This window comes from Pseudomonas sp. NDM (genome assembly GCF_003105095.1).
Lineage (GTDB): Bacteria > Pseudomonadota > Gammaproteobacteria > Pseudomonadales > Pseudomonadaceae > Aquipseudomonas > Aquipseudomonas moraviensis_A.
Genome location: NZ_QETJ01000026.1, coordinates 1 through 26,505, shown reverse-complemented (window position 1 = coordinate 26,505; position 26,505 = coordinate 1). Strand labels below are relative to the sequence as shown.

Below are 26,505 nucleotides of genomic sequence, written 5' to 3'. Positions count from 1 at the left end.
CAGGCCGGACAGGAATCACCACATGTTCAACGGACAATCGATTTTCATCTCCGGCGGCACTGGCTCGTTCGGCCGTAACTTCATTCGCCGCTTGCTCGAGCAATACCAGCCCAAGCGCGTCGTGGTGTTCTCTCGCGACGAGCTGAAGCAGTACGAGATGCAGCAGACGTTCAACGCGCCATGCATGCGTTATTTCATCGGTGACGTGCGTGACGCCGAGCGCTTGCGTCAGGCCATGCGCGGCATCGATTACGTCGTCCATGCCGCTGCGTTGAAGCAGGTGCCGGCGGCGGAATACAACCCGACCGAATGCATCCGCACCAACGTCAATGGCGCGGAGAACATCATCGCCGCCGCCATCGACAATGGCGTGAAGAAGGTCGTCGCGCTGTCCACCGACAAGGCGGCCAGCCCGATCAATCTGTACGGTGCGACCAAGTTGCTCTCGGACAAATTGTTTGTCGCCGCCAACAACATTGCCGGCGAGCAGCAGACCCGTTTCGCTGTGGTGCGCTACGGCAACGTCGCTGGCTCGCGCGGTTCGGTGGTGCCGTTTTTCAGCAAGCTGATCGCTGACGGCGCGCAGGAGCTGCCGATCACCGACGAGCGCATGACGCGGTTCTGGATCACCCTCGATCACGGCGTGCAGTTCGTCCTCGACAGCTTCGCGCGCATGCACGGCGGTGAAGTGTTCGTACCGAAGATTCCGTCGATCCGCATCGTCGATCTGGCGCGGGGCATGGCCGAGCATTTGCCGCACAAGAACGTCGGCATCCGTCCCGGCGAGAAGCTGCATGAGCTGATGGTGCCGCTGGACGATGCGCGGATGACCCTTGAGTTTGACGACCACTACACGATTCAGCCGTCGATTCGTTTTACCAGCGTCGATGTCGATTTCGCCGTCGATAAACTTGGCGAACGTGGCCGTGCCGTGGGCGAGGATTTCGAGTATCGCTCGGATACCAACCCGCATTTTCTTTCGGTCGGGCAGATCGCCGATCTGCACGCGAAGCTGTCGGTATGATCCCTTACGGTCGGCAGAGCCTCGATCAGGCAGACATCGATGCGGTGGTCGAGGTGTTGCAATCGGACTGGCTGACTCAGGGGCCGACCATCGAACGCTTCGAGCAGGCCATGGCCGAGCGCTGTCAGGCGGATTTTGCCGTGGCGGTGTGCAATGCCACGGCGGCGCTGCACATTGCCTGTCTGGCGGCGGGTCTGGGGCCGGGCGATCGCTTGTGGACTTCGCCTAATACCTTTCTCGCCTCGGCGAATTGCGGGCGCTACTGCGGCGCCGAGGTGGATTTCGTCGACATCGATCCGCTGACCTGGAACCTCGATGCGTTCGCGCTTGAAGCAAAGCTCGAACAGGCCGAGCGCGACGGCACGCTGCCGAGAGTCCTCGTCGCCGTTGCCTTCTCCGGGCAGAGCTGTGACCTGCGCAAGATTGCCGATCTGGCGGTGCGCTACAACTTCACCGTGATCGAAGACGCCTCCCACGCAGTGGGCGCGAGCTACGCCGGGCGTCCGGTCGGTTGTGGTGAATTCGCGGCGATGACGGTGTTCAGTTTTCATCCGGTGAAAATCATCACCAGCGCCGAGGGCGGCATGGTCCTGACCAATCGCCCGGCGCTGGCCGAACGTCTGCGACGCCTGCGCAGCCATGGTATGACCCGGGATGCAGAACAGATGACCGAGCCCAGTCACGGGCCGTGGTATTACCAGCAGGTCGAGCTGGGTTTCAACTATCGGATTACCGATCTGCAAGCGGCGCTGGGTCTGTCACAACTGCGCAAGCTCCACGAATTTGTCGCACGGCGCCGCGAACTCGCAGCGCGTTACGATCAGTTGCTCGCCTACCTGCCGCTGACCTTGCCGAGTGCGCAGCCGGAGGCCGAATCGGCGTGGCACTTGTACGTGGTGCGTTTGCAGGCCGAGCGCTGCAACCTCAGTCATCGCCAGGTGTTCGAAGGTTTGCGCGCCGCCGGCATCGGCGTAAATCTGCACTATATTCCGGTGCATCTGCAGCCGTACTATCGCGAGCTGGGTTTTGCCGAGGGCGATTTCCCCGAGGCCGAGCGCTATTACGCCGAGGCGATCAGCTTGCCGCTGTTCCCTTTGCTCAGCGAAGAACAACAGGATCAGGTGGTCGAGCAACTGCGCCGGCTGCTGCTTGAGGAGTAAGGCACCGTGAGCTGCGTCGCGATCATCCCCGCCCGTGGTGGCAGCAAGCGCATCCCGCGCAAGAATCTCAAACCGTTCGACGGCGTACCGATGATCGTCCGCTCGATTCGCACGGCGCTGGAATCAGCGCTGTTCGACGCCGTGGTGGTCAGTACCGACGATGTGGAAATTGCCGACGTCGCACGGGCGCACGGCGCCGAAGTGCCGTTCATGCGACCGGCCGATCTGGCGGATGATTTCACCGGTACCGCTGCGGTGATCGTGCATGCCCTGCAGCAGCTGCCGGCATTCGATTACGCCTGTTGCCTGTATGCGACGGCACCGCTGTTGCAAGTGCGCTACCTGCGTCAGGGCCTCGAATTGCTCAAGCAGCATCCGCACAAGTCGTTCGCTTTCTCGGTGTGCGGCTTCGGGTTTCCCGTGCAGCGTGCGCTGACCCTCAACGAGGAGGGCGCCCTGATGTCGCTTTATCCGGAGTTTCGCACCACCCGTTCGCAGGATCTGCCCGAAGCGTTTCAGGATGCCGGGCAGTTTTACTGGGGGCGCAGCGAAGCGTGGTTGCGCGGCGAGACGCTGTTCTCGCCAGCCAGCCTGCCGGTTATCCTGCCGCGCCATCTGGTTCAGGACATCGACACCCCCGAAGACTGGCAACGCGCCGAATACCTGTACGCCGCGCTCAAGGCCGGCGGAGAACTGCCATGAGAGTGCTGATCCGTGCCGACGCTTCGCCGGCCATCGGCAGCGGCCATATCGCCCGCTGCCTGACGCTGGCGCGAGTGTTGCGCGGGCAGGGCAGTCATGTTGCGTTTGCCTGTCGGCGCTTGCCGGGACATCGACTCGAAGCCTTGAATGCCGAAGGCTTCGAGACCTTCGCGCTGCCCGAGCGCTATCGTGATGAAGACCCGCTGCAGGCCATCGAATCGATGTTGCCGTGGCAGTTCGACATTGATGCGCTGGGCCTGATGCTGGATGGGCAGGCGCCGTTCGACTGGATCATCGCCGACCACTACGGCCTAGACCATCACTGGCAAACCGCTGCCCGGCGCTGGGCGCATCGAATCGCCGCGGTGGATGATCTGGCGACGCGGCGCTACAGCGTCGATCTGCTGCTCAATCAGAACCTGTCCGGCTTAAGTGAAAACTACGCGCCGCTGCTGCCGCCGGGCTGTCGCACCTTGCTCGGTCCGCGCTACGCCATGCTCCGTGAAGAATTCAACTGCGAAGCCATCGAGATCAAACCGAAGGCGCGGCGGGTGCTGGTGAATTTCGGCGGTTTCGACGCGGCGATGCAGACTCATCACGCGATGTTGGCGCTGGCTGATTTCACTGAGTTGCAGGTTGATTTCGTCGCGGGCGCCGACAACCCGGCGTGGGCGCAGATGCAGGCCTTGGCCGAGACACGGCCGAACTGGCGCCTGCACAGTTTCGTCAGCGATTTCCATCAACGCATGACTGAAGCCGATCTGTTTATCGGCGCCGGCGGCGGCACCAGTTGGGAGCGTGCGGCGCTCGGCTTGCCGACCATCTGCATCGCTGTGGCGAACAATCAGCAGGCCAACGGTGAAGTCATGGCGGCGGCCGGCGCGCATGTGTTCATGGGTGCGCGCGAGCAGGTCAGCGTCGAGCAACTGCGCGATGCGGTCGGCTTTGTGATGGACAATCACTTTCTGCGCCAGAGCCTCGCCGCGCGCTCGCGGCAACTGGTCGACGGACGCGGTGCCGAACGCGTGGCGGCGGCGCTGGCCGGCGCGGTACTGAAACTGCGCCCGGCGACGCTGGACGATGCGCAGTTGCTGTTCGATGGGCGCAATGCCGAGCCGGTGCGGCGCTGGTCGCTGGAATCCGGCGTGATCGATTGGCCGCAGCACCTGAACTGGTTGATGGCAAGTTTGCGCAATCCGCAGCGGCTGCTGTTGATCGCCGAGGCGGATGACGGCCCGGTCGGGGTGCTGCGCTACGACTTGCGCGGATTCGAAGCGGAAGTGTCGATCTATCTGCTGGAAGGGCGTTTCGGCCTCGGTTGGGGCAGGGCAGTGCTCAGCCGTGGCGAAGCGTTCGTCGCTGCGCACTGGCCGCAATTGACGCGCATCAATGCCCGGGTCATGCCCGCCAATCAGTCTTCATTGAAAGTCTTCCGCGACGCCGGGTTCATCCAGGAAACCTGCGCGTTCAGCCGTGTTTTGAAGGATCACTCGCATGTCTAGTTTCAAGATTGGCCACCGCACGATTGGTGCCGACGCGCCGCCGTTCATCATTGCCGAGATGAGTGGCAATCATAACCAGTCTCTCGATGTCGCCCTGCAAATCGTCGAGGCTGCTGCGAAGGGTGGTGCGCATGCCTTGAAGCTGCAAACCTACACCGCCGAAACCATGACCCTGGATCTGGCTGAAGGCGAATTCTTCATCAAGGATCCCGGCAGTCTGTGGGCCGGCACTTCGCTCTACGATTTGTATGAAAAAGCCCACACACCGTGGGAATGGCACGCGCCGATTTTTGCTCGAGCCAAGGAGTTGGGGATGCTCGCGTTCTCGACGCCGTTCGACGACAGCGCGGTGGATTTTCTCGAAAGCCTCGAGGTGCCGGCGTACAAGATCGCCAGTTTTGAAAACACCGATCTGCCGTTGATCCGCCGTGTCGCCGCCACCGGTAAACCGCTGATCATCTCCACCGGCATGGCCAGCATCGCCGAACTGGATGAAACCGTGCGCGCCGCACGCGAGGCCGGCTGCAAGGATCTGGTCCTGCTCAAGTGCACCAGCACTTATCCGGCCACGCCACTCAACAGCAACGTGCGCACGATCCCGCATCTGCGTGAGCTGTTTGGCTGCGAGGTGGGGCTGTCGGATCACTCGATGGGCGTTGGCGTATCGGTGGCGGCGGTGGCGCTGGGCGCGACGGTGGTGGAAAAGCACTTCACCCTCGATCGTTCGGCCGGTGGCGTCGACGCGAGCTTTTCCCTGGAACCGGCGGAACTGGCCAGTCTGGTCGTCGAAACCGAACGTGCCTGGCAGGCCATGGGGCAGGTGCATTACGGCGTGACCGAGGCTGAGCGCAAGTCGCTGGTCTATCGCCGTTCGCTGTACGTCACCGCTGACATGGCCGCCGGTGAAGCCTTTACCGGGGACAATCTGCGCGCCATCCGTCCTGGCCTCGGTCTGCCGCCCAAGCACACCGATGCCGTTCTCGGACGCCGCGCGCGCACCGCGATCAAGCGTGGTACGCCACTGGATTGGTCGCTGATCGAATAAGCCAATCTGCCATCGATTCGGCAAAATAGCGTGACCTGCGAGTCATAACGCGCATCTTCACTGTATTGTATTGACCGGGGAGATGGCGCCTGGCCCGTTTTGCGGTTCCAGTGATAGCCCTTTGCGCTTCCCGTGGCTGCCCGTTGTGGCGGCCGTTTTCTGTTTGTCGGCGCCCCTCGAATCCTTGCGAGCGGTGGTTTTGGGCTGTTTTTTATTGGGAAGCCGTAATGATTGGCATAAAAAGCATTGCGAGCTACGTTCCTGTAGCCGGCGTGGACAATTACGCACAAGGTGCAAAATTCGAGAAGGATGAAGAATTCATCCTTGGCAAGATCGGTTCGGCGTTCCTGCCGCGCAAAGACGCTGAGCAGGAAACCTCCGATCTGTGCGTGGAAGCGGCCAATGCGCTGTTTGCCAGCAACCCTGAACTGAAACGTGAATCCATCGATGCTCTGATCGTCGTCACCCAGAACGGTGACGAAGAAGGTCTGCCGCACACCGCTGCCATCGTCCAGGACAAACTCGGCCTGCCGACCAATGTTGCAGCGTTCGACATTTCTCTGGGCTGCTCCGGTTATGTCTACGGCATTTACGCGATCAAGGGCTTCATGGAAGCCGCCGGCCTGAAGAACGGCCTGCTGATCACCGCGGACCCGTATTCGAAAATCGTTGACCCGGAAGACCGCAACACCACCATGCTGTTTGGCGATGCCGCCACCGCCACGTGGATGGGCGAAAACCCGACCTGGGCGCTCGGCAAGGCCAAGTTCGGCACCGACGGTTCCGGGGCACCGCACCTGAAAGTCAGCAACGGCGTGTTCTTCATGAACGGTCGTCAGGTCTTCAATTTCGCATTGCTGAAAGTCCCGGCGCACTTGCATGAACTGCTTGACGATTCGGGGCTGAAAGCCGATGACATCGATGCATTCTGCATTCACCAGGGCAGCGCGGCGATTGTCGACGCCGTGGCGCGACGCTTCGAAGGCGAGCCGGAGAAATTCATCAAGGACATGGTCGAGACCGGCAACACCGTGTCGTCGAGCATTCCGCTGCTTCTGGAAAAGCACGTGCTCGACTCCGACTGGCAGCGCGTTGCGCTGAGCGGTTTTGGTGTTGGCCTGTCGTGGGGCTCGGCGATCATCTATCGTCCGTAAACTGCAGCAAAAACCACTGATACAAAAATAGCGTTCAAGGTTAACCTTGAACGCTATTTTTTTGCCCGAGAAGGAGCGCGAGGCGCCATGAGCGAGTTTTTCCAAGCCAATGCCGAGGTGTTGCAACGGCGCTGGCCGGCGCTGTTCGAGCGATTGATGGCTGAAGACAGCGCGTCCGTGCAGGCCGAACTCGTGCAAGGGCTGGGCTCGACGCTGAGCGTCGACGGCATTCAGCTCACCAGCCGCCATGATCGCCTGCATGAGGCGAAGATTCAGGCAGCGAGCCTGCCGGAAAAACCGCAACTGCACGTCTATGGCACCGGCCTGGGCGACTTGCCCGGTGTGCTGCTCGAGCGCGCGGGGCTCGAGCGCCTGTACGTACACATCCTCAATGGCGCGCTGTTCGCGCTGGTGCTGCAACTGCTCGATCAGCGCCAGTGGCTACAGGACCCTCGGGTCGAACTGTTTTACGCCGGCGATCACCCGGACTTCTTCACGCCGTTTTTTGCCCTGCCGGCCGAGATGCTGCTGGCCGATGACTTCAATGCGAAGATTCGCGACCGGCTGATCAATGAAGTGCACCTGACATTCAATAACCGCGATTTCGATCCGCAGTCACCGGAAATCCGGCAGCGCTTGCAGGAATGTCTGCCGGTGTTGCTTGGCGATGCCGATGTGGCGCAATTGTTCGGCAGCTGCGCTGGCCGCGAAGTCTACGTAATCGCCACCGGGCCGACACTGGAGCAGCATTTCGAACGTCTGGCGGCGATTGGTCAGCTTGCCGAGCGGCCGTTGTTCATCTGTGTTGATACCGCTTATCGGCCGTTGCGCGAACACGGCATCGTGCCTGATCTGGTGGTAAGCATCGATCAACGCATCGGCTTTCGGCATTTGCCCTTCGAGAAGTCTGACGGCATTACGCTGGTGTACCTGCCGATGAGCGATCCGCAGATATTGAAGGCATGGAAGGGCAAGCGCTATGGCGGCTATTCGGCCAGCCCGATCTATGCCGAGCTGAAAGAACAGTATCCACGCGGCGAGCTGCACGTCGGCGGCAGCGTGATCCATCCGGCGGTGGACCTCGCGGTAAAAATGGGCGCGCCCCGAATCACTTTGTTTGGCGCCGACTTCGCCTTCCCGATGAACAAGACTCACGCCGGTTGGGGCGACGGCGATTTGGGCCCGCCGCTGGCCCAGGCGCGGCACTGGGTGCGCGATGGCCATGGTCAGCGCGTCAGTACCCAGCTGAATTTTCGCGGCTATCTGTGTGTGTTGGAGCGCTACATCGCCGCGCATCCACAGGTCGAATTTCTCAACAGCAGCCGCGCCGGCGCGCTGATCGCCGGCACCGCTTTCAATCCGGAGTTCGTGCAATGAGTGCGCTGAATCACAGTCAGGATCAGTGTCGCCAATGCGCTGCATTGTTTCGTCTGGGGCGTGACGTAGAAGCGGCGTTGACCATGGTCGATGTGTTCGAACAGGCCCAGCAATGTCTGTCGTCTGCCCCAATAGAGATCCAGCAGGCGTGGGCGCAGGTGCTCATGCAAATGCTCGATTGCCAGGAGCGCCAGGACTGGTTGGGACTGGCCGACTCTATGGAATACGAACTGGTTGAATTGCTGGAAAGTGCCAGGCGCTGAACTGCTGCGCAGCACTGGCCCGCGGCTTTGCGTGACAGGCAGTTTTATGACGTCATTTTTATGCGGTTGAAGTACAGCTAAGTCATTGTTTTCTCGGGGGTGGCGTGGTGATGGCAAAATTTTTTCAAAAAGCCCTCAAGCAACCTGCAAACCCGACGATAACTATTACGAAGGTTCTCTAGGCCATACCCGGCGGTTGCCAGGGCCGGAAGCCGCAGTACCCAACCAACGAGGAATTCGTCATGGCTTTAACAGTAAACACCAACACCACATCGTTGAACGTTCAGAAAAACCTGAACCGCGCTTCCGACGCTCTGTCCACCTCGATGCAGCGCCTGTCTTCCGGCCTGAAAATCAACAGCGCCAAAGACGACGCCGCTGGCCTGCAGATCTCCAACCGTATGTCTTCGCAGATCCGCGGTAACACCCAGGCCATCCAGAACGCCAACGACGGTATCTCCGTTGCCCAGACCGCTGAAGGCGCTCTGCAAGCCACTACCGACATCCTGCAGCGTATGCGTGAACTGGCTGTTAAAGCCCGTAACGGTACCAACGGCACCGCTGACCAGACCGCTACCAACTCTGAATTCGCTCAGATGTCGGACGAGATCACCCGTATCTCCGCTTCGACCAACCTGAACGGCAAGAACCTGCTGGACGGTTCGGCTGGTACTGTGACTCTGCAAGTGGGCGCAAACACTGGTTCGGCTAACCACATCGACCTGGTACTGAGCTCCAAGTTCGACGCCGTCAGCCTGTCGGTTGGTAGCGGTACTCTGGCCCTGACCGGCGCCAGCCCGTCTGACGCAGCCGTTGCCATCGACAGCGCGATCACTGCAATCGACGCCGCTATCGCTGCAATCGGTGCAACCCGTGCCAGCCTCGGTGCTTCGCAGAACCGTCTGACCAGCACCATCTCCAACCTGCAGAACATCACTGAAAACACCACCGCTGCTCAGGGTCGTGTACAGGACACCGACTTCGCCGCAGAAACTGCTAACCTGACCAAGCAGCAAACTCTGCAGCAAGCTTCCACTTCGGTTCTGGCCCAGGCCAACCAACTGCCTTCCGCTGTACTGAAACTGCTTCAGTAATTCGGAACAGGTTTGAGCGGGGGAGTGCGCTGGTCGTGCTCTCTCGCTTTTTTTCGTTAAGAGGTGATGGGCATGGACATGAGCGTGAAGCTTAACGTGTCTTATCCGGCTCCCAAGCCAGTGCCACCGGTTGCTGACAAAACGTCAGAGCTGCCTAAAGTCCAAAAGACTGAAGCGCCGGTCGCTGCCAAGGATCAGGATTCGGACGGCGCCAAGTTGAAACTGGCGGTGCAAGAGATCGAAAAATTCGTCCAGTCGATCAAGCGTAATCTGGAGTTCTCGATTGACGAGCATTCCGGCAAGGTCATCGTCAAGGTGATCGCGAGCGAGACGGGTGAAGTTGTTCGACAGATTCCTTCCGCTGAAGCCCTCAAACTGGCGGACAGCCTCGCCAACGCAAGCCACGTGTTGTTCGACGCCAAAGTCTGATAAATGGCATGAATAGTGTTTGCTCGTTCTCAAGACGCCTGTAACGGTCAAAAGAATGGCAACAATCTGAAGGGAGATGCACATGGCAAGTCCAATTCTACCGGGTTCCGGACTGGGTTCCGGCCTGGACATCGGCGCGATCGTGACCGCGCTGGTCAACGCCGACAAATCGCCGAAGCAGACGCAAATCGATTCTGCGACCAAAACCAACAGCCTGAAAATTTCTGGTGTCGGGTCGTTGAAGAGTGCGCTGACCGCATTCCAGACCGCGATGACCAATCTGAGCAGCAAAACCAATCCTGCGTTTGCCGGCTTCACGGCGACTTCGGGTAACGCGGATATCCTCAGCGCCACGTCCGACAGCACCGCAGTTTCGGGAAAATATAATGTTGTTGTGAGCAAACTGGCCACGGGTTCGAAAATAGCCAGTGCTTCTTTCGCCGGCGGTGCCGCCAGTGCCATTCCGAGTGGTACCCTGAAAATCAGTCAGAATGGCACTGATTACAACGTCGACATCCCGGCTGGCGCGACCTTGCAGAGCACGCGTGACGCGATCAACAAAGCTCAAGGCGCTAACGGAATCTCTGCGAACATTGTTACCGACAGCAGCGGGTCCTCGCGCCTGGTGATCAGCTCAAGCAAGACCGGCGCCGGTTCTGACCTTACCGTCAGCGGCATTGCCGGTCTGGAAATCGATGGCACTCAGCCGCTGGGAACCAGTCCGGCGGCAGGCGCTTCGGGTGCTGTCAACGGCGTAGCACAAGACGCCCAGCTGACCATCGACGGGCTGACAGTAACCAGCAAGAGTAATACGGTGAGCGGCGCAATCAGCGGGCTGACCCTGAATCTCACTTCGGTCACGCCAGCCAATGGCGCGCCTACTGTCGTCAGTGTTGATGCCAACACCAAAGGGTTGCAGACATCGATCCAGTCGTTTGTCGACGCTTACAACACGCTGAAGAAAACCATCGATACCCTGTCCAAGGCGACGCCGGATGAAGATGGCAAGCTGACCGTGCAGGCTGCATTCACGGGCGATTCGCTGCCGCGGACACTGATAGCCGATATTCGTGCTGAACTGACGGCTCCAGGTGCAGGCGGCCCCCTGTCTGTGCTGTCGCAATTGGGTGTAATGACCGACCGCACCAGCGGTAACCTGACCTTCGATACCGCCGCCTTCAACAAGACCATGGACCAGCCCGGAATGACGGGGCAGGTTCAGCAGTTGTTTACCGGGACCAACGATACCAACGGCCTGTTGGCACGTATGAGCAAGGCGGTTGATCCGTACCTCAAGGCGCCGGTGGGTGGCAAGGTCACAACCGGTTTGCTGGATCAGCGCCTCGCCATTCTGAATAACAACACACGCAATCTGACCAACCAGCAGTTGGCGCTGGATCTGCGTGTCGCCAACCTGACCAAGACATTGACCGCCAAGTACAATGCCATGGACTTGCTGGTCGGGCAGATGAAGGCAACGGCGAGCAACATCACCTCGTTCTTCAGCTCGCTGAACGCGCAGCAGTCGGCGAAGTAACAGTCAGTCACGACAAAAACCCGGCTACGCTTTATCGGCGTGCGCCGGGTTTTTGTCTTTTGATCTAAAGTTTTCGGACCGGTTGGCGATACACTGGTTATACGAGTCAACGTGGCAATGAGGTAGAACATGAACCCGATGTTAGCCCTTCGGCAATACCAGAAAGTCGGCGCGCACGCGCAGACGTCCGAAGCGAGCCCGCACCGCCTGGTGCAAATGTTGATGGAAGGTGGCCTGGCCCGTATTGCTCAGGCCAAAGGCGCCATCGAGCGTAAGGACATCCCCGGCAAATGCACGGCGATCAGCAAGGCTATCGGCATCGTCAGTGGCCTGCGCGAAGGTCTCGATCTCGAAAATAATGCAGAGGCGCTGGCCGATCTGGATGGCCTGTACATCTACATGATGAAGCGCCTTGCCGAAGCAAATATCAGCAGCGATCCACGTGTCCTCGACGAAGTGGCCGGCCTGCTGACAACGGTCAAAGAAGGCTGGGACGCCATCGCGCCTGTGCCGGCTCCGCAGTTCTGAAGGAGATCACCATGAGTCTTGTATTGCAGCGAATAGCCGATACCCGTGAAGCGTTGGTCGGTGCTCTGGCCGAGCGAAACTGGGAAGCCATTGGCGAGCTGGATCTGGCTTGCCGTTCCTGCATGGAAGACGTCATGGCGGAAGCTTCGATGGATGAAGTTGCGCTACGCGACAACCTTGAGGAGCTGCTGCATGTGTACAAAGAGCTTCTTGAGGTGGCAATGGGCGAGCGGCAGGCGATAGCCAACGAGATGTCGCAGATCACCCAAGCGCAAAAGGCTGCAAAGGTTTACCATCTGTTTGGTTGATTAACCGTCAGTTGAACCAGAGATGTGCGCCATAAATTTGACTGTGCACGGTTTTTTGACTTAACTAGTGGCTATTATCAGGTTTAGGGCGTCTACAGGCACATGGTGTCCTGCAAGCGTCTCGCTTGCCTTATTTTTCGGGCATTGAGTTGACTAGGGAAGTTGCTATTGCATGTGGCGTGAAACCAAAATTCTGCTGATCGATGACGATAGCGTCCGCCGCCGCGACCTGGCGGTGATTTTGAATTTTCTTGGCGAAGAAAATTTACCCTGCGGCAGCCATGACTGGCAGCAGGCAGTCGGCTCTTTGTCGTCTAGTCGTGAGGTCATTTGCGTACTGATCGGGACCGTCAATGCTCCTGGCGCGCTTTTGGGCTTGCTAAAGACACTCGCAACCTGGGATGAGTTCCTTCCGGTTTTGTTAATGGGCGATAATTCTTCCGTTGACCTGCCTGAAGACCAGCGTCGTCGCGTACTTTCGACCCTGGAAATGCCGCCCAGCTACAGCAAATTGCTCGATTCGCTGCACCGCGCTCAGGTCTATCGCGAGATGTACGACCAGGCCCGTGAACGCGGCCGTCATCGCGAACCCAATCTTTTCCGCAGCCTCGTCGGCACCAGTCGTGCGATCCAGCACGTCCGTCAGATGATGCAGCAGGTGGCCGACACCGACGCCAGCGTGCTGATCCTCGGCGAGTCCGGCACTGGCAAGGAAGTGGTCGCGCGCAACCTGCACTACCACTCCAAGCGCCGCGACGCGCCGTTCGTGCCGGTCAACTGCGGGGCGATCCCTGCTGAGCTGCTGGAAAGCGAACTGTTCGGCCACGAGAAGGGCGCCTTCACCGGTGCGATCACCAGCCGTGCCGGACGCTTTGAACTGGCCAACGGCGGCACGCTGTTCCTCGACGAAATCGGCGACATGCCGCTGCCTATGCAGGTCAAGCTGCTGCGCGTGCTGCAGGAACGCACCTTCGAGCGCGTGGGCAGCAACAAGACCCAGAGCGTCGACGTGCGCATCATTGCCGCGACCCACAAGAATCTCGAAAGCATGATCGAGATCGGCTCGTTCCGCGAAGACCTCTACTATCGCCTGAACGTGTTCCCGATCGAGATGGCGCCGCTGCGCGAGCGTGTCGAAGATATCCCGCTGTTGATGAACGAACTGATCTCGCGCATGGAGCACGAGAAGCGTGGTTCGATCCGTTTCAACTCCGCGGCGATCATGTCGCTGTGCCGTCACGGCTGGCCGGGCAACGTCCGCGAACTGGCCAACCTCGTTGAGCGTATGGCGATCATGCACCCGTACGGGGTAATCGGCGTGGTCGAGCTGCCGAAGAAATTCCGCTACGTCGACGACGAAGACGAGCAAATGGTCGACAGTCTGCGTAGCGATCTTGAAGAGCGCGTGGCGATCAATGGTCATACTCCGGACTTCAGCGCCAACGCACTGCTGCCGCCGGAAGGTCTGGACCTCAAGGACTACCTCGGTGGCCTGGAGCAGGGCCTGATTCAGCAGGCGCTGGACGATGCCAATGGCATTGTCGCCCGTGCTGCTGAGCGTCTGCGTATTCGTCGCACCACGCTGGTCGAGAAGATGCGCAAGTACGGCATGAGCCGCGCTGGAGGAGATGAACAGGCGGATGATTGACGCCTGTTTTTCAACCGCTTCATTTATAAGCGGTTTTTTTTAGGCACGGGTATTGCTATAGCCCTCGCAACGTTCCGTTTCACTGACGGTCAGCCAAGCGAGAGAGCCCAATGCCCCAAGCCGCCCAGATCTCTTCTGCCTCCAATATCGTGGGGCAACCCTCGTCCGTAGAGCAGGCAAGTCGTCAGGGACTTGAGCAGGCCTTTCAGCTGTTCAACCAGATGTCGAGCCAGCTGACTGACTCTTACAGTCTGCTCGAAGCGCGCGTCACCGAGCTCAAGGGTGAGCTGGCGGTGGTCAGCGCCCAGCGCATGCAGGAGCTGGCGGAAAAAGAACGCCTGGCCAATCGCCTGCAAAACCTCCTCGACCTGTTGCCCGGCGGCGTGATCGTTATCGACGGCCACGGTCTGGTGCGCGAAGCCAACCCGGCCGCCATCGACCTGCTTGGCTCGCCACTCGAAGGCGAGCTCTGGCGCCATGTGATCGCACGCTGCTTCGCTCCGCGTGAAGACGACGGTCATGAAATCTCTCTAAAAAACGGTCGACGCCTGTCGATCTCCACCCGCTCGCTGGACGCCGAGCCGGGGCAGTTGGTGCTGCTCAATGACTTGACGGAAACCCGTCATCTGCAAGATCAACTGGCACGGCACGAGCGGTTGTCTTCGCTGGGGCGCATGGTTGCGTCCCTGGCGCATCAGATTCGCACGCCGCTGTCCGCCGCTTTGCTTTACGCCAGTCATTTGACTGAGCAGCAATTGCCGGTGGAAACCCAGCAGCGCTTTGCCGGACGCCTGAAAGAGCGTCTGCACGAACTCGAGCATCAAGTGCGCGACATGCTGGTGTTCGCCCGTGGTGAATTGCCCCTGACCGATCGCCTGACCCCCGATGCATTGATGCAATCGCTGCAGGCCGCGGCGCTGACCCACGTGCAGGATCTGCCGATTCGCTGGCAGTGCGACAGCCATGCCGGTGAGCTGCTGTGCAACCGTGACACGCTGGTCGGCGCACTGCTGAATCTGATTGAAAACGCCATCCAGGCCAGCGCCGGCGAGGCGCGCTTGAAAGTGCATTGCTACACCAGAGGCAACACCCTGCGCGTGTGTGTCAGCGACAGCGGCAGCGGCATTGAGCCGACAGTTTTGGCGCGCCTCGGCGAGCCTTTTTTTACTACCAAAGTCACCGGGACCGGTCTTGGCCTGACCGTGGTCAAAGCGGTGGCGCGTGCCCATCAGGGAGAATTGACCCTGCGTTCGCGGGTCGGGCGCGGTACCTGCGCGCAGGTCAGCCTGCCGCTGTTTTCCGCTGCACAGGGAGTTGAATGATCGTCATGGGCATCAAGGTGTTGCTGGTCGAGGATGACCGTTCGTTGCGCGAAGCGCTGGCCGATACGCTGTTGCTCGCCGGCCACGACTATCACGCCGTCGGCAGCGCCGAAGAAGCACTGACGGCCGTCGCGCAGCAAGCCTTCAGTCTGGTGGTCAGCGACGTCAACATGCCGGGCATGGACGGCCATCAATTGCTTGCCCTGCTGCGCGCGCGCCAACCGCAATTGCCGGTGCTGCTGATGACCGCCCACGGCGCAGTCGAGCGTGCGGTCGATGCCATGCGCCAGGGCGCGGCGGATTATCTGGTCAAGCCGTTCGAACCCAAAGCGTTGCTTGATCTGGTGGCCCGGCACGCGTTGGGCAGCATTGATGCTGGCGAAGCGGAGGGCCCCGTTGCTGTCGAGCCGGCCAGTGCGCAGTTGCTTGAACTGGCCGCACGAGTCGCGCGCAGTGATTCGACTGTCCTGATCTCCGGCGAGTCCGGCACCGGTAAAGAAGTATTGGCGCGCTACATTCACCAGCAATCGCGGCGGGCCAGTCAGCCATTTATTGCGATCAACTGTGCGGCGATTCCCGACAACATGCTCGAAGCGACACTGTTCGGGCATGAAAAGGGTTCGTTCACCGGCGCTATCGCCTCGCAAGCCGGCAAGTTCGAGCAAGCGGACGGTGGCACCATTCTGCTCGATGAAATTTCCGAAATGCCGCTGGGTCTGCAAGCCAAACTGTTGCGGGTCCTGCAGGAGCGCGAAGTCGAGCGCGTGGGCGCACGCAAGCCGATCAGTCTGGATATCCGCGTGGTCGCCACGACCAACCGTGATCTGGCTGGCGAAGTGGCAGCGGGGCGCTTCCGTGAAGACCTGTTTTACCGCTTGTCGGTTTTTCCTCTGGCCTGGCGTCCACTTCGCGAGCGCACTGCCGATATCCTGCCGCTGGCGGAAAAGTTGTTGGCCAAACACGTCAATAAAATGAAGCACGCTGCGGCGAAGCTTTCCCCCGAAGCACAAGCCTGCCTGACCGAGTACCCGTGGCCGGGCAACGTGCGTGAGCTGGATAACGCCATTCAGCGCGCGCTGATTCTGCAGCAGGGCGGCTTGATCCAGCCGCAGGATTTCTGCCTGAGCGGTGCGGTGACATTTGCGCCGTTGCCGGTCGCGGCACCGGTGATGCGCGAGGTGGAAATCGAGGCGGATTCCACCGGAGCCCTGGGCGACGACCTGCGCCGCCGGGAGTTTCAGATGATCATCGACACCCTGCGCGCCGAGCGTGGCCGCCGCAAGGAAGCTGCCGAAAAGCTCGGCATCAGCCCCCGCACCCTGCGCTACAAACTGGCGCAAATGCGCGACGCCGGGATGGACGTCGAAGGCTATCTGTTCGCCACCTGACGGAAGCTGCAAAACATTCCAGATGCTTTTCTCAGAAGGGTGCCCATGAGCTGGCACCCTTGTTGCTAATACCTGTGTACCCGCCGAGTGAGTGTCAAAAAATTGCGGGCCGCCCAAGAGAGTAGACCATGAGCCAAGGTATTGAATTTAATCGGTTGATGATGGACATGCAGGCCATGAAAGTGGATGCCATGTCTGCGCGTAAATCGACTGCCGCTGTCCCTGAAATTGCCGGCAGCAGCTTTTCCGACATGCTCGGTCAGGCGATCAATAAAGTCAGCGATACCCAGCAGGCGTCGACTCAACTGGCCAATGCGTTCGAGATCGGCAAGAGCGGTGTCGACCTGACCGACGTGATGATCGCATCGCAAAAAGCCAGCGTGTCGTTCCAGGCTCTGACCCAGGTGCGCAACAAGCTGGTCCAGGCTTACCAAGACATCATGCAGATGCCGGTTTAAGGGCGAAATAAGTCATGGCAGAAGCAGTCGCTGATAACGTTCCGGCCAAGGCCACCCCGATCGACGGCAAACCGCCGCTGTTCGGCCTGTCCTTTCTGGAAAACCTTTCCCAGATGACCGTGCTGCGTCAGGTCGGCCTGTTGGTCGGCCTGGCTGCGAGCGTGGCGATTGGCTTTGCCGTGGTGCTGTGGTCGCAGCAGCCGGATTACCGTCCACTGTACGGCAGCCTTGCCGGCCTGGACGCCAAGCAGGTCATGGAAACCCTGGCCGCCGCTGACATTCCCTACAACGTAGAACCCAATTCCGGCGCCTTGCTGGTCAAGGCCGACGACCTGTCCCGTGCGCGGATGAAACTCGCCGCCGCTGGTGTCACTCCCAGCGACGGCAATATCGGTTTCGAAATCCTCGACAAGGAACAGGGTCTGGGCACTAGTCAGTTCATGGAAGCGACCCGTTATCGTCGCGGCCTCGAAGGCGAACTGGCGCGCACCATCTCCAGCCTCAACAACGTCAAGGGTGCCCGCGTGCACCTGGCAATTCCGAAGAGCTCGGTGTTCGTCCGTGACGAGCGCAAGCCGAGCGCTTCGGTACTGGTCGAGCTGTATAGCGGGCGTTCGCTGGAGCCGGGTCAGGTGGTAGCGATCATCAACCTGGTCGCGACGTCTGTGCCGGAGTTGAGCAAATCGCAGATCACCGTCGTCGATCAGAAGGGCAATCTGCTCTCCGATCAGGCGGAGAACTCGGAAATGACCATGGCCGGCAAGCAGTTCGATTACAGCCGCCGCATGGAAAGCATGCTCACCCAACGCGTGCACAACATTCTGCAGCCGGTATTGGGCAATGATCGATACAAAGCGGAAGTTTCCGCCGACATCGATTTCAATGCCGTCGAATCGACTGCCGAGCAGTTCAACCCGGACCAACCGGCGTTGCGCAGCGAGCAGTCGGTCAACGAACAACGCACCGCCAGCAATGGCCCGCAAGGTGTGCCGGGTGCCCTGAGCAACCAGCCACCGTCGCCAGCGTCGGCGCCGCAGACCACCGGTGGCACCGCCGCACCGGCCGGCATGATCCAGCCGGGTCAGCCACTGGTTGACGCCAACGGTCAGCAGATCATGGACCCGGCCACCGGCCAGCCGATGCTCGCGCCGTATCCGGCCGACAAGCGTCAACAATCGACGAAGAACTTCGAACTCGACCGTTCGATCAGCCACACCAAACAGCAGCAGGGCCGTCTCAATCGCCTGTCGGTGTCGGTGGTGGTCGATGATCAGGTCAAGATCAACCCGGCCAACGGTGAAACCAGCCGTGCGCCGTGGAGCGCCGACGAATTGGCGCGCTTCACGCGTCTGGTGCAGGACGCCGTCGGTTTCGACGCCAGCCGTGGTGACAGCGTCAGCGTGATCAACATGCCGTTCTCCGCCGAGCGCGGTGAAGTGATTGCCGATATTCCGTTCTACTCCCAGCCATGGTTCTGGGACATCGTCAAACAAGTGCTGGGTGTGCTGTTCATCCTCGTACTGGTGTTTGGTGTGCTGCGTCCGGTGCTCAACAACATCACCGGCGGCGGCAAAGGCAAGGAGCTGGCCGGTCTGGGCAGCGACGTGGAACTCGGTGGCATGGGCGGCCTGGACGGCGACCTGGCCAACGACCGCGTGAGCCTCGGTGGTCCGCAGAGCATTCTGTTGCCGAGCCCGAGCGAGGGTTATGACGCGCAGCTGAATGCAATCAAGAGTCTGGTAGCTGAAGACCCGGGTCGCGTGGCTCAGGTCGTAAAAGAGTGGATTAACGCAGATGAGTGATAACCGAGCCGCCGCCGTCAAACTGACCAAGGTCGACAAAGCCGCGATTCTGCTGCTGTCCCTGGGTTCGACCGATGCCGCGCAAGTGCTGCGCCACATGGGCCCCAAAGAGGTTCAGCGCGTTGGCGTGGCCATGGCGCAGATGGGCAACGTGCACCGCGAGCAGGTCGAGCAGGTGATGAGCGAGTTCGTCGACATCGTCGGCGATCAGACCAGCCTCGGCGTCGGTTCCGACGACTACGTGCGCAAGATGCTCACCCAGGCCCTGGGCGAAGACAAGGCCAACGGCCTGATCGACCGCATCCTGCTCGGTGGCAACACCAGCGGCCTCGACAGTCTGAAATGGATGGAGCCGCGCGCCGTCGCCGACGTCATTCGTTACGAACACCCGCAGATCCAGGCAATCGTGGTCGCGTACCTCGACCCGGATCAGGCCGGTGAAGTGCTCGGCAACTTCGACCATAAGGTGCGTCTGGACATCATCCTGCGCGTTTCGTCGTTGAACACCGTGCAGCCGGCAGCCTTGAAAGAACTCAACCAGATTCTCGAGAAACAGTTCTCCGGCAACTCGAATGCCTCGCGCACCACCTTGGGTGGCATCAAGCGTGCGGCCGACATCATGAACTTCCTCGACAGCTCGATCGAAGGCCAGCTCATGGACTCGATCCGCGAAGTCGACGAAGACCTGTCCGGTCAGATCGAAGACCTCATGTTCGTCTTCAACAACCTTGCCGACGTCGATGACCGTGGCATTCAGGCGCTGTTGCGCGAAGTCTCTTCCGATGTGCTGGTACTGGCCCTCAAGGGCTCGGACGAAGGCGTCAAGGAAAAGATCTTCAAGAACATGTCCAAGCGTGCCGCCGAACTGTTGCGCGACGACCTCGAGGCCAAAGGCCCGGTGCGCGTCAGCGATGTCGAAACCGCGCAGAAGGAAATCCTCACCATCGCCCGTCGTATGGCCGAAGCCGGCGAGATCGTGCTCGGTGGCAAGGGCGGCGAGGAAATGATCTAAGCCCATGGATAAGCCTGACGAGTCTGTGACGGATCTGATCCGCGCCCGCGATGTTCGCGGCTTCGAATCCTGGGCGATGCCCAGCTTCGATCCGCCAAAACCGGAACCCGAGCCTGAGCCGGAACCCGAACCGCCGGAAATGGAAGAAGTGCCGCTGGAAGAAGTCCAGCCACTGACTCTGGAAGAACTCGAAAGCATCCGTCAGGAGGCTTACAACGAGGGTTTCGCCATTGGCGAAAAGGAAGGTTTTCACAGCACCACGCTGAAGGTGCGTCAGGAAGCCGAAACAGCGCTGGCGGCGAAAATCGCCAGCCTTGAGCTTTTGATGGGCAACCTGTTCGAGCCGATCGCCGAGCAAGACACACAGATTGAAAAGTCGCTGGTCGACCTCGTGCAGCACATCACCAGACAGGTGATCAAGCGCGAACTGGCCATCGATTCGACGCAGATCGAACACGTCATGCGCGATGCCCTCAAGCTGTTGCCGCTGGGCGTGGAAAACGTGCGCCTGTACGTCAATCCGCAGGACTTCGCCCAGGTCAAAGCCCTGCGCGAACGCCACGAAGAAACCTGGCGCATCGTCGAAGACGAGTCGCTGTTGCCGGGCGGCTGCCGGGTTGAAACCGAGCACAGTCGCATCGATGCCAGCGTCGAATCGCGGGTGACTCAGGTCATGGCCAAACTGTTCGACCAGTTGCACGAACAAGCGTTGCACCCGGCAACGCCTGACCTGAGCCTGGAAATTCCTCAAGACACCCCAGCGCCTGTCGACTCCGACGAGCCGCGCGCGGACGCCAGCGATGCGCCTTGAACGCACCAGCTTCGCCAAGCGCCTGAGCACCTACGCCGAGGCCACCGAGATTGCGGGCGCGCCGATCCTTGAAGGTCGGCTGCTGCGCATGGTCGGTCTGACCCTGGAAGCCGAAGGGCTGCGCGCCGCCATGGGCACCCGCTGCATGGTGATCAATGACGACAGCTATCACCCGTCCCAGGTGGAAGCGGAAGTCATGGGTTTTTCCGGCAGCAAAGTATTTTTGATGCCGGTGGGCAGCGTCGCCGGCATCGCCCCGGGCGCCCGCGTGGTGCCGCTGGCCGACACCGGTCGGCTGCCGATGGGCATGAGCATGCTCGGCCGAGTGCTCGACGGCGCCGGCCGCGCGCTGGACGGCAAGGGCGGCATGAAAGCCGAAGACTGGGTGCCGATGGACGGCCCGACAATCAACCCGCTCAACCGTGACCCGATCAGCGTGCCGCTGGACGTCGGCATCCGTTGCATCAACGGTTTGCTGACCGTCGGCCGTGGCCAGCGTCTGGGTCTGTTCGCCGGTACCGGTGTCGGTAAATCGGTGCTGTTGGGCATGATGACCCGCTTCACCGAGGCCGACATCATCGTCGTCGGCCTGATCGGTGAACGTGGACGCGAAGTTAAAGAATTCATCGAGCACATCCTCGGTGAAGAAGGCCTCAAGCGTTCGGTGGTAGTCGCCTCACCAGCGGACGATGCACCGCTGATGCGTATGCGTGCGGCGATGTATTGCACGCGCATCGCCGAATATTTCCGCGACAAGGGCAAGAACGTTCTGCTGCTGATGGACTCGCTGACCCGTTTCGCCCAGGCCCAGCGGGAAATCGCTTTGGCCATCGGCGAACCGCCGGCGACCAAAGGCTATCCGCCCTCGGTGTTCGCCAAACTGCCGAAACTGGTGGAGCGCGCCGGTAACGCGGAGAAGGGCGGCGGTTCGATCACGGCGTTCTACACCGTTCTGTCCGAAGGCGATGACCAGCAGGATCCGATTGCCGACTCGGCGCGGGGCGTGCTCGACGGCCACATCGTGCTGTCGCGGCGCCTGGCTGAGGAAGGTCACTATCCGGCGATCGACATCGAAGCCTCGATCAGCCGGGTCATGCCGGCGGTGGTTTCGCCGGATCACATGCAGCGTGCGCAGTACTTCAAGCAGTTGTGGTCGCGCTATCAGCAGAGCCGCGATCTGATCAGCGTCGGCGCTTACGTCGCCGGCGGTGATCGCGAGACCGATCTGGCGATTTCCCTGCAACCGCAACTGGTCAGGTATCAGCGCCAGGGCCTCAACGACAAAATCACCATGGGTGAAAGCCAGGCCTACCTGGAAACCCTGTTCGCCCCAGCGGCGGGCGGGTAACCGGCCATGGCCGTCAGCCGAGCAGCGCGCCTGGCGCCGGTGGTGGAAATGGCCGAGAAGGCCGAAAAAGCCGCCGTGCAACGACTGGGCTATTTCCAGGGTCAGGTCAAAGTTGCGGAAAGCAAACTGGCCGACCTCAATGCCTTTCGTCTGGATTACTCGCAGCAATGGATCGTGCGCGGCAGCACCGGCGTGACCGGGCAGTGGCTGCTGGGTTTTCAGGGCTTTCTGGCGCAACTCGACACCGCCGTCGATCAGCAACGGCAGAGCCTGGTCTGGCACCAGAACAAGCTCGACAAAGCGCGTGAGGAATGGCAACAGGCGTTCGCCCGCGTCGAAGGTTTGCGCAAACTGGTGCAGCGCTATCGCGAAGAAGCGCAACGCCTCGAAGACAAACGCGAGCAGAAGCTGCTGGATGAACTGTCGCAGCGTTTGCCGCGGCGTGATGCCTTCTAAACCTCACCGCCAAACCCCTGTGGGAGTGAGCCTGCTCGCGAAAGCGCCGTGTCAGTCAACCCTGTAGTCAATAGACAGAATGCATTCGCGAGCAGGCTCGCTCCCACACCTGTTCCAGCGTTGCGCCTTGCCCCAACCCTATCCAGCTGCTAAACCTTGTACAGGTTCGTCAATGACAAGGAAGCCAGTCAATGTCAGTCGTTACAGAAGTCTCTCAAGATGGGAAAAAACTCACGATTTCGATCGAGGGTCGGTTCGATTTCGGTCGGCATCAGGAATTTCGCGAGTCCTATGAGCGACTCAACGAGAAGCCTGAATCCATAGTGGTGGATCTGAAGAAGGCCACTTACCTCGACAGCTCCGCGCTGGGCATGCTGCTTCTGCTGCGTGATCACGCGGGGGGCGACGAGTCGGATATCCGCGTCGTCAACAGCAGCACCGATGTGAAGAAAATCCTCGCGATTTCCAACTTCGACAAACTCTTCGACATCAGTTGACGCCCATGCAGGCGCAAGAGCCGCTGACCATTCTCATCGCCGAAGACAGCGCCGCCGACCGGTTGCTGCTGTCGACCATCGTCCGTCGTCAGGGCCATCAGGTACTGACGGCCGCCAACGGTGCTGAAGCGGTCGATACGTTCCAAAAGCAGCAACCCGATCTGGTGCTGATGGATGCGCTGATGCCGGTGATGGACGGCTTTGAAGCGGCGCGGCAGATCAAGGCGCTGGCGGGCGAGGCGCTGGTGCCAATCATTTTTCTTACCTCGCTGACCGAGAGCGAAGCGCTGGCCCGTTGTCTTGAGGCCGGCGGCGACGATTTTCTGGCGAAGCCGTACAACCAGGTGATCCTCGCCGCCAAAATCAAGGCGATGGATCGCTTGCGCCGGCTGCAGGCGACGGTTCTGCAGCAGCGCGACTTGATCGCCAGACATCACGACTATTTGCTCAACGAACAGCGCGTGGCCAAAGCGGTGTTCGACAAGGTTGCGCATTCTGGCTGCCTGAGTGCGCCGAACATCCGTTACCTGCAATCGCCGTACGCACTGTTCAACGGCGATTTGTTGCTGGCGGCCTACACGCCGGCCGGTGACATGCACGTCATGCTCGGCGATTTCACCGGGCATGGCTTGCCGGCGGCAGTCGGCGCGATGCCTCTGGCCGAAGTGTTCTACGGCATGACCGCCAAGGGCTACGGTCTGGCCGAAACCCTGCGCGAGATGAACGCCAAGCTCAAGCGCATCCTGCCGGTGGACATGTTCTGCTGCGCCACGTTGCTCTGTCTGAGCTTCCAGAGCCGCTCGGTGGAGGTGTGGAACGGCGGCATGCCCGACGGTTACTTGCACCGCATGGCGAGTGGCGAGCGCGTGCCGCTGCCAGCGCGGCATTTACCGTTGGGAATTCTCAGTGCGCAGGCCTTCGATGACCGCACGGATGTGTATCCGATGGCCGTTGATGATCGGGTGTTTCTGTTATCGGACGGGGTGATCGATACCTGCGATGCCAATGACCAGTTGTTCGGTGTCGAGCGTTTGCAGCAGGTCTTTGCCGCCAATAGCGAGCCGGATCGGCTGTTCGAGGACATCGAGCAGGCGTTGCGCGATTTTCGCGGACAGGCCCGTGATGACGTGAGCATGGTCGAGGTCAGCCCGCTCGAGTCGACGCAGGCCCACGGCGCGGCACCGGTGTATTCGGACAGCGGCCAGTCGTGCCCGCTGGACTGGTCGGCCAGTTTCGAGTTTCGCGGTGCCACGCTCAGGCGCTTCAATCCGCTGCCATTTCTCTTGCAGTTGTTGCTTGAGGTGCACTGCCTGCGCTCGCAAAGCGGAGCCATGTACAGCGTACTCGCCGAGTTGTATTCCAATGCGCTGGAGCATGGCGTGCTCGGGCTCGATTCCAGCCTCAAGCGCGATGCGGCCGGGTTTGCCCGCTACTACGAAATGCGTGCGGCACGCCTGGAGGCGCTGCAGGAGGGTTTCGTGCGGGTGCATCTGCAGGTGCAACCGCGAGGCGAGGGCGGGCGTCTGGTCATCCGGGTCGAGGACAGTGGCAAGGGTTTCGATGTGGCGCGGGTCATGCAGCGGCCCCTGGACAATGTCCGCCTGTCGGGACGCGGCATCAGCCTGGTCCGGCAACTGGGGCACAACGCCAGTTGGTCGGACCAAGGTCGTAGTGCCAGCGTGGAGTTTTTCTGGGAGATTGAGGCATAATCCGCCCATTCTTGATCAAGGAGTGAGCAAGTGACTGACCTACATGTAGATCGCGATGTTCTCGATACCTTGCGCGAGGTAATGGAGGGCGATTATCCAGAGCTTCTGGATACTTTTCTGAATGACTCTGAGGAGCGCTTGAGCAACTTGCGCGCAACCAAAGACGCCGATCAGCTAATGAGTTGTGCCCACAGTTTCAAAGGCAGCGCCTGCAACATGGGCGCGGTTCGACTCGCTGAGTTGTGCCAGGACCTGGAGTCGAATGCCAAGGACAAAAGCCCGGAAGCACTCGCTCAGCTGGTTGCCGACATCCATTCCGAGTTCGCCGACGTACGCCCCGTGTACGAAGACGAAAAACACCACGCCCATACCCACTGAAGCCGCCTTCCGGCGTTTTTCGCAAGTGCCTGGCCAAACTGGCCCGGCACTTGCAGTCATCTTGCTCAACTGTACCTACGATCCCAGTGCAGCGGAGACCGTGTCATGCCTGCGACCCCCAACATTCTTCTTCAGACCGCCGCCCAGGCCAAGGCGCAAGCCGCCTCTGCCAAATCATCGGCAATGGCCGCAGACGCCGGGGACAAGGCTTCGAGCTTCGCCAAAGTGTTCGCCAATCAAGCGCCGGCCAAGCCTGCCGCCAGCGCCGATAATTCAGTCAAACCGGCACGCGACAAGGTCGCTGACAACAGCGGCAAAAAGGATATCGGCAAAGATCAGTCTGCCGCGCCCGAGCCAGCAGTTGCCGATAGCGGCAAAGCGTTGCCTGCGGACAAAGCGGCGGCGAGTGACGACGCAGCTGCCACTGCCGATGACACCGCTGAAACCGTACAAACCCCAGTGGTCGATATCGCGCCTGTAGACCCGGCGCTGGATCCAGCCGTGGCTCAAGTCGTCCAGCCATTGGTCGCAGCGCCTGTCGTGCAAACCCCGGTAGTCGCGGCGCCAGCCCAGCCGGAGACTGAGACACCTGCATTGACTGCTGTGCCGGGCATGGTCAAAGATCCGGCGGCTACCGACAGCGATTTCGATCCCTCGGCCGACCCGCTCGACTCGATGCCGGCCGTGCGCATGGCGATGGAGCAGGGCGGGCATATTTCTGCCGCCAGTCAGGCACAACCGAAAGCCTCTCCCGCTCAGGCTCAGGCCGACGGCGAACTGACCGCTGCGCAGAACTTTGCCGCCGGCATGGCCAGCATGCTCGACGTCCAGGCGGACAAGGACAGCACCAGCCAAGGTGGCGAAAAAGCCTTTAGCGGGCTGATCGATGATGGTCTGAAGGATCTGAAATCAGCCACCAGCGATACCCGCGTCGACGACTTCGCCAACCGTCTGGCGGCATTGACTCAGGCCGCGACGCCAAAAACCGCGAATGCGCTGCCGGTGAATCAGCCGATCGCCATGCACCAGAGCGGCTGGACCGAAGAAGTGGTCAACCGCGTCATGTATCTGTCCAGCGTCAACCTCAAGGCCGCCGATATTCAGTTGCAACCGGCTGAACTGGGGCGTCTGGATATCCGCGTGAACATGGTTCCCGATCAGCAGACCCAGGTGACCTTCATGAGCGCGCATCCGAGCGTGCGTGAAGCGCTCGACAGCCAGATGCATCGCCTGCGCGACATGTTCAACCAGCAGGGCATGGGCCAGGTCGACGTCAACGTCGCCGACCAGAACCGTGGCTGGCAGGGCCAGCAAGGCCAGGAACAGGCGCAGCAGGGCCACACCGGACGCACCAGCGCCGCCGGCGGGCGTCTGGATTCGGCGGATGAAGAATTGGCACCGGCCACTGTGGCTGAAGTGGCGGCGCAGACCACCAGCGTCATCGGTACCAGCGCGGTCGACTATTACGCCTGATAAAGCACAGTCCCCCCTGTAGGAGTGAGCCTGCTCGCGATTGCGGTGTGTCAGTTAGCGGACTCGTTGACTGACACACC

Annotated in this window: 26 protein-coding genes; all 26 read left to right on the top strand. The window is 60.6% G+C overall.

Going from position 1 to position 26,505, the window contains the following annotated elements; translation table 11 throughout:
* The first annotated feature begins 22 nt into the window (after positions 1-22).
* The 26 genes from pseB to DCO47_RS08695 all read left to right on the top strand — a co-directional run bounded on the left by pseB (position 23) and on the right by DCO47_RS08695 (position 26,425).
* Positions 23-1,024, top strand: coding sequence for a UDP-N-acetylglucosamine 4,6-dehydratase (inverting) (pseB, locus tag DCO47_RS08820; RefSeq protein WP_064362069.1), 1,002 nt, complete (start codon positions 23-25; stop codon positions 1,022-1,024).
* Positions 1,021-2,184: a UDP-4-amino-4,6-dideoxy-N-acetyl-beta-L-altrosamine transaminase gene (gene pseC / locus DCO47_RS08815; RefSeq protein ID WP_116657928.1), complete on the top strand. Its 1,164-nt coding sequence runs from the start codon at positions 1,021-1,023 to the stop codon at positions 2,182-2,184. Before pseB ends, pseC begins: the two co-directional genes overlap by 4 nt.
* Positions 2,185-2,190: 6 nt before the next feature.
* Positions 2,191-2,886, top strand: a complete 696-nt coding sequence (gene pseF, locus DCO47_RS08810; protein WP_116657927.1) for a pseudaminic acid cytidylyltransferase — start codon at positions 2,191-2,193, stop codon at positions 2,884-2,886.
* A complete protein-coding gene (gene pseG / locus DCO47_RS08805) occupies positions 2,883-4,388 on the top strand; it encodes a UDP-2,4-diacetamido-2,4,6-trideoxy-beta-L-altropyranose hydrolase (RefSeq protein WP_116657926.1) in 1,506 nt (501 codons plus the stop codon). The genes pseF and pseG overlap by 4 nt, the downstream gene beginning before the upstream one ends.
* On the top strand, positions 4,381-5,433 hold the full coding sequence (gene pseI / locus DCO47_RS08800) for a pseudaminic acid synthase (protein WP_116657925.1): 1,053 nt from the start codon (positions 4,381-4,383) through the stop codon (positions 5,431-5,433). Before pseG ends, pseI begins: the two co-directional genes overlap by 8 nt.
* Before the next feature lie 227 nt (positions 5,434-5,660).
* Positions 5,661-6,587 carry a ketoacyl-ACP synthase III gene (locus DCO47_RS08795; RefSeq protein ID WP_042607522.1) on the top strand — a complete coding sequence of 309 codons (927 nt, stop codon included), beginning with the start codon at positions 5,661-5,663 and terminating at the stop codon, positions 6,585-6,587.
* Between the two features lie 87 nt (positions 6,588-6,674).
* The gene (locus DCO47_RS08790) at positions 6,675-7,964 is read left to right on the top strand and encodes a motility associated factor glycosyltransferase family protein (protein WP_116657924.1); all 1,290 of its coding nucleotides are present in this window, start codon (positions 6,675-6,677) and stop codon (positions 7,962-7,964) included.
* Positions 7,961-8,227: a hypothetical protein gene (locus DCO47_RS08785; protein WP_042607524.1), complete on the top strand. Its 267-nt coding sequence runs from the start codon at positions 7,961-7,963 to the stop codon at positions 8,225-8,227. Before DCO47_RS08790 ends, DCO47_RS08785 begins: the two co-directional genes overlap by 4 nt.
* Positions 8,228-8,469: 242 nt before the next feature.
* Complete coding sequence (locus DCO47_RS08780; RefSeq protein ID WP_042607525.1) at positions 8,470-9,321, top strand: flagellin domain-containing protein; 852 nt, start codon at positions 8,470-8,472, stop codon at positions 9,319-9,321.
* A gap of 72 nt (positions 9,322-9,393) precedes the next feature.
* Positions 9,394-9,750 carry a flagellar protein FlaG gene (locus DCO47_RS08775; protein ID WP_042607526.1) on the top strand — a complete coding sequence of 119 codons (357 nt, stop codon included), beginning with the start codon at positions 9,394-9,396 and terminating at the stop codon, positions 9,748-9,750.
* A gap of 82 nt (positions 9,751-9,832) precedes the next feature.
* Positions 9,833-11,287, top strand: coding sequence for a flagellar filament capping protein FliD (gene fliD, locus DCO47_RS08770; protein WP_042607527.1), 1,455 nt, complete (start codon positions 9,833-9,835; stop codon positions 11,285-11,287).
* Between the two features lie 129 nt (positions 11,288-11,416).
* The gene (fliS, locus tag DCO47_RS08765) at positions 11,417-11,815 is read left to right on the top strand and encodes a flagellar export chaperone FliS (RefSeq protein ID WP_041479013.1); all 399 of its coding nucleotides are present in this window, start codon (positions 11,417-11,419) and stop codon (positions 11,813-11,815) included.
* Between the two features lie 11 nt (positions 11,816-11,826).
* Positions 11,827-12,123 (top strand): hypothetical protein, encoded by a 297-nt coding sequence (locus tag DCO47_RS08760; RefSeq protein WP_042607528.1) that lies wholly within the window; start codon positions 11,827-11,829, stop codon positions 12,121-12,123.
* 172 nt (positions 12,124-12,295) lie between these two features.
* Complete coding sequence (locus tag DCO47_RS08755; RefSeq protein ID WP_041479014.1) at positions 12,296-13,771, top strand: sigma-54 dependent transcriptional regulator; 1,476 nt, start codon at positions 12,296-12,298, stop codon at positions 13,769-13,771.
* Between the two features lie 110 nt (positions 13,772-13,881).
* Complete coding sequence (locus DCO47_RS08750; RefSeq protein ID WP_042607529.1) at positions 13,882-15,093, top strand: PAS domain-containing sensor histidine kinase; 1,212 nt, start codon at positions 13,882-13,884, stop codon at positions 15,091-15,093.
* A gap of 5 nt (positions 15,094-15,098) precedes the next feature.
* Positions 15,099-16,481 carry a sigma-54 dependent transcriptional regulator gene (locus DCO47_RS08745; protein ID WP_064362094.1) on the top strand — a complete coding sequence of 461 codons (1,383 nt, stop codon included), beginning with the start codon at positions 15,099-15,101 and terminating at the stop codon, positions 16,479-16,481.
* A gap of 128 nt (positions 16,482-16,609) precedes the next feature.
* Positions 16,610-16,939, top strand: a complete 330-nt coding sequence (gene fliE / locus DCO47_RS08740; protein WP_016771081.1) for a flagellar hook-basal body complex protein FliE — start codon at positions 16,610-16,612, stop codon at positions 16,937-16,939.
* A gap of 14 nt (positions 16,940-16,953) precedes the next feature.
* Positions 16,954-18,741, top strand: coding sequence for a flagellar basal-body MS-ring/collar protein FliF (fliF, locus tag DCO47_RS08735; protein ID WP_042607530.1), 1,788 nt, complete (start codon positions 16,954-16,956; stop codon positions 18,739-18,741).
* Complete coding sequence (gene fliG, locus DCO47_RS08730) at positions 18,734-19,753, top strand: flagellar motor switch protein FliG (protein WP_039761172.1); 1,020 nt, start codon at positions 18,734-18,736, stop codon at positions 19,751-19,753. Before fliF ends, fliG begins: the two co-directional genes overlap by 8 nt.
* 4 nt (positions 19,754-19,757) lie before the next feature.
* Positions 19,758-20,564 carry a flagellar assembly protein FliH gene (gene fliH, locus DCO47_RS08725; protein WP_064362065.1) on the top strand — a complete coding sequence of 269 codons (807 nt, stop codon included), beginning with the start codon at positions 19,758-19,760 and terminating at the stop codon, positions 20,562-20,564.
* Positions 20,554-21,912: a flagellar protein export ATPase FliI gene (gene fliI, locus DCO47_RS08720; RefSeq protein ID WP_039761176.1), complete on the top strand. Its 1,359-nt coding sequence runs from the start codon at positions 20,554-20,556 to the stop codon at positions 21,910-21,912. Before fliH ends, fliI begins: the two co-directional genes overlap by 11 nt.
* Before the next feature lie 6 nt (positions 21,913-21,918).
* On the top strand, positions 21,919-22,368 hold the full coding sequence (gene fliJ / locus DCO47_RS08715) for a flagellar export protein FliJ (protein WP_064362064.1): 450 nt from the start codon (positions 21,919-21,921) through the stop codon (positions 22,366-22,368).
* Positions 22,369-22,559: 191 nt separating this feature from the next.
* Positions 22,560-22,865 carry an STAS domain-containing protein gene (locus tag DCO47_RS08710; protein WP_064362063.1) on the top strand — a complete coding sequence of 102 codons (306 nt, stop codon included), beginning with the start codon at positions 22,560-22,562 and terminating at the stop codon, positions 22,863-22,865.
* Positions 22,866-22,870: 5 nt separating this feature from the next.
* Positions 22,871-24,574 (top strand): fused response regulator/phosphatase, encoded by a 1,704-nt coding sequence (locus tag DCO47_RS08705; protein WP_116657923.1) that lies wholly within the window; start codon positions 22,871-22,873, stop codon positions 24,572-24,574.
* A 30-nt stretch (positions 24,575-24,604) separates the two neighbouring features.
* On the top strand, positions 24,605-24,952 hold the full coding sequence (locus DCO47_RS08700; RefSeq protein WP_083353307.1) for an Hpt domain-containing protein: 348 nt from the start codon (positions 24,605-24,607) through the stop codon (positions 24,950-24,952).
* Positions 24,953-25,057: 105 nt separating this feature from the next.
* The gene (locus DCO47_RS08695) at positions 25,058-26,425 is read left to right on the top strand and encodes a flagellar hook-length control protein FliK (protein ID WP_116657922.1); all 1,368 of its coding nucleotides are present in this window, start codon (positions 25,058-25,060) and stop codon (positions 26,423-26,425) included.
* The last annotated feature ends 80 nt before the right edge of the window (positions 26,426-26,505 follow it).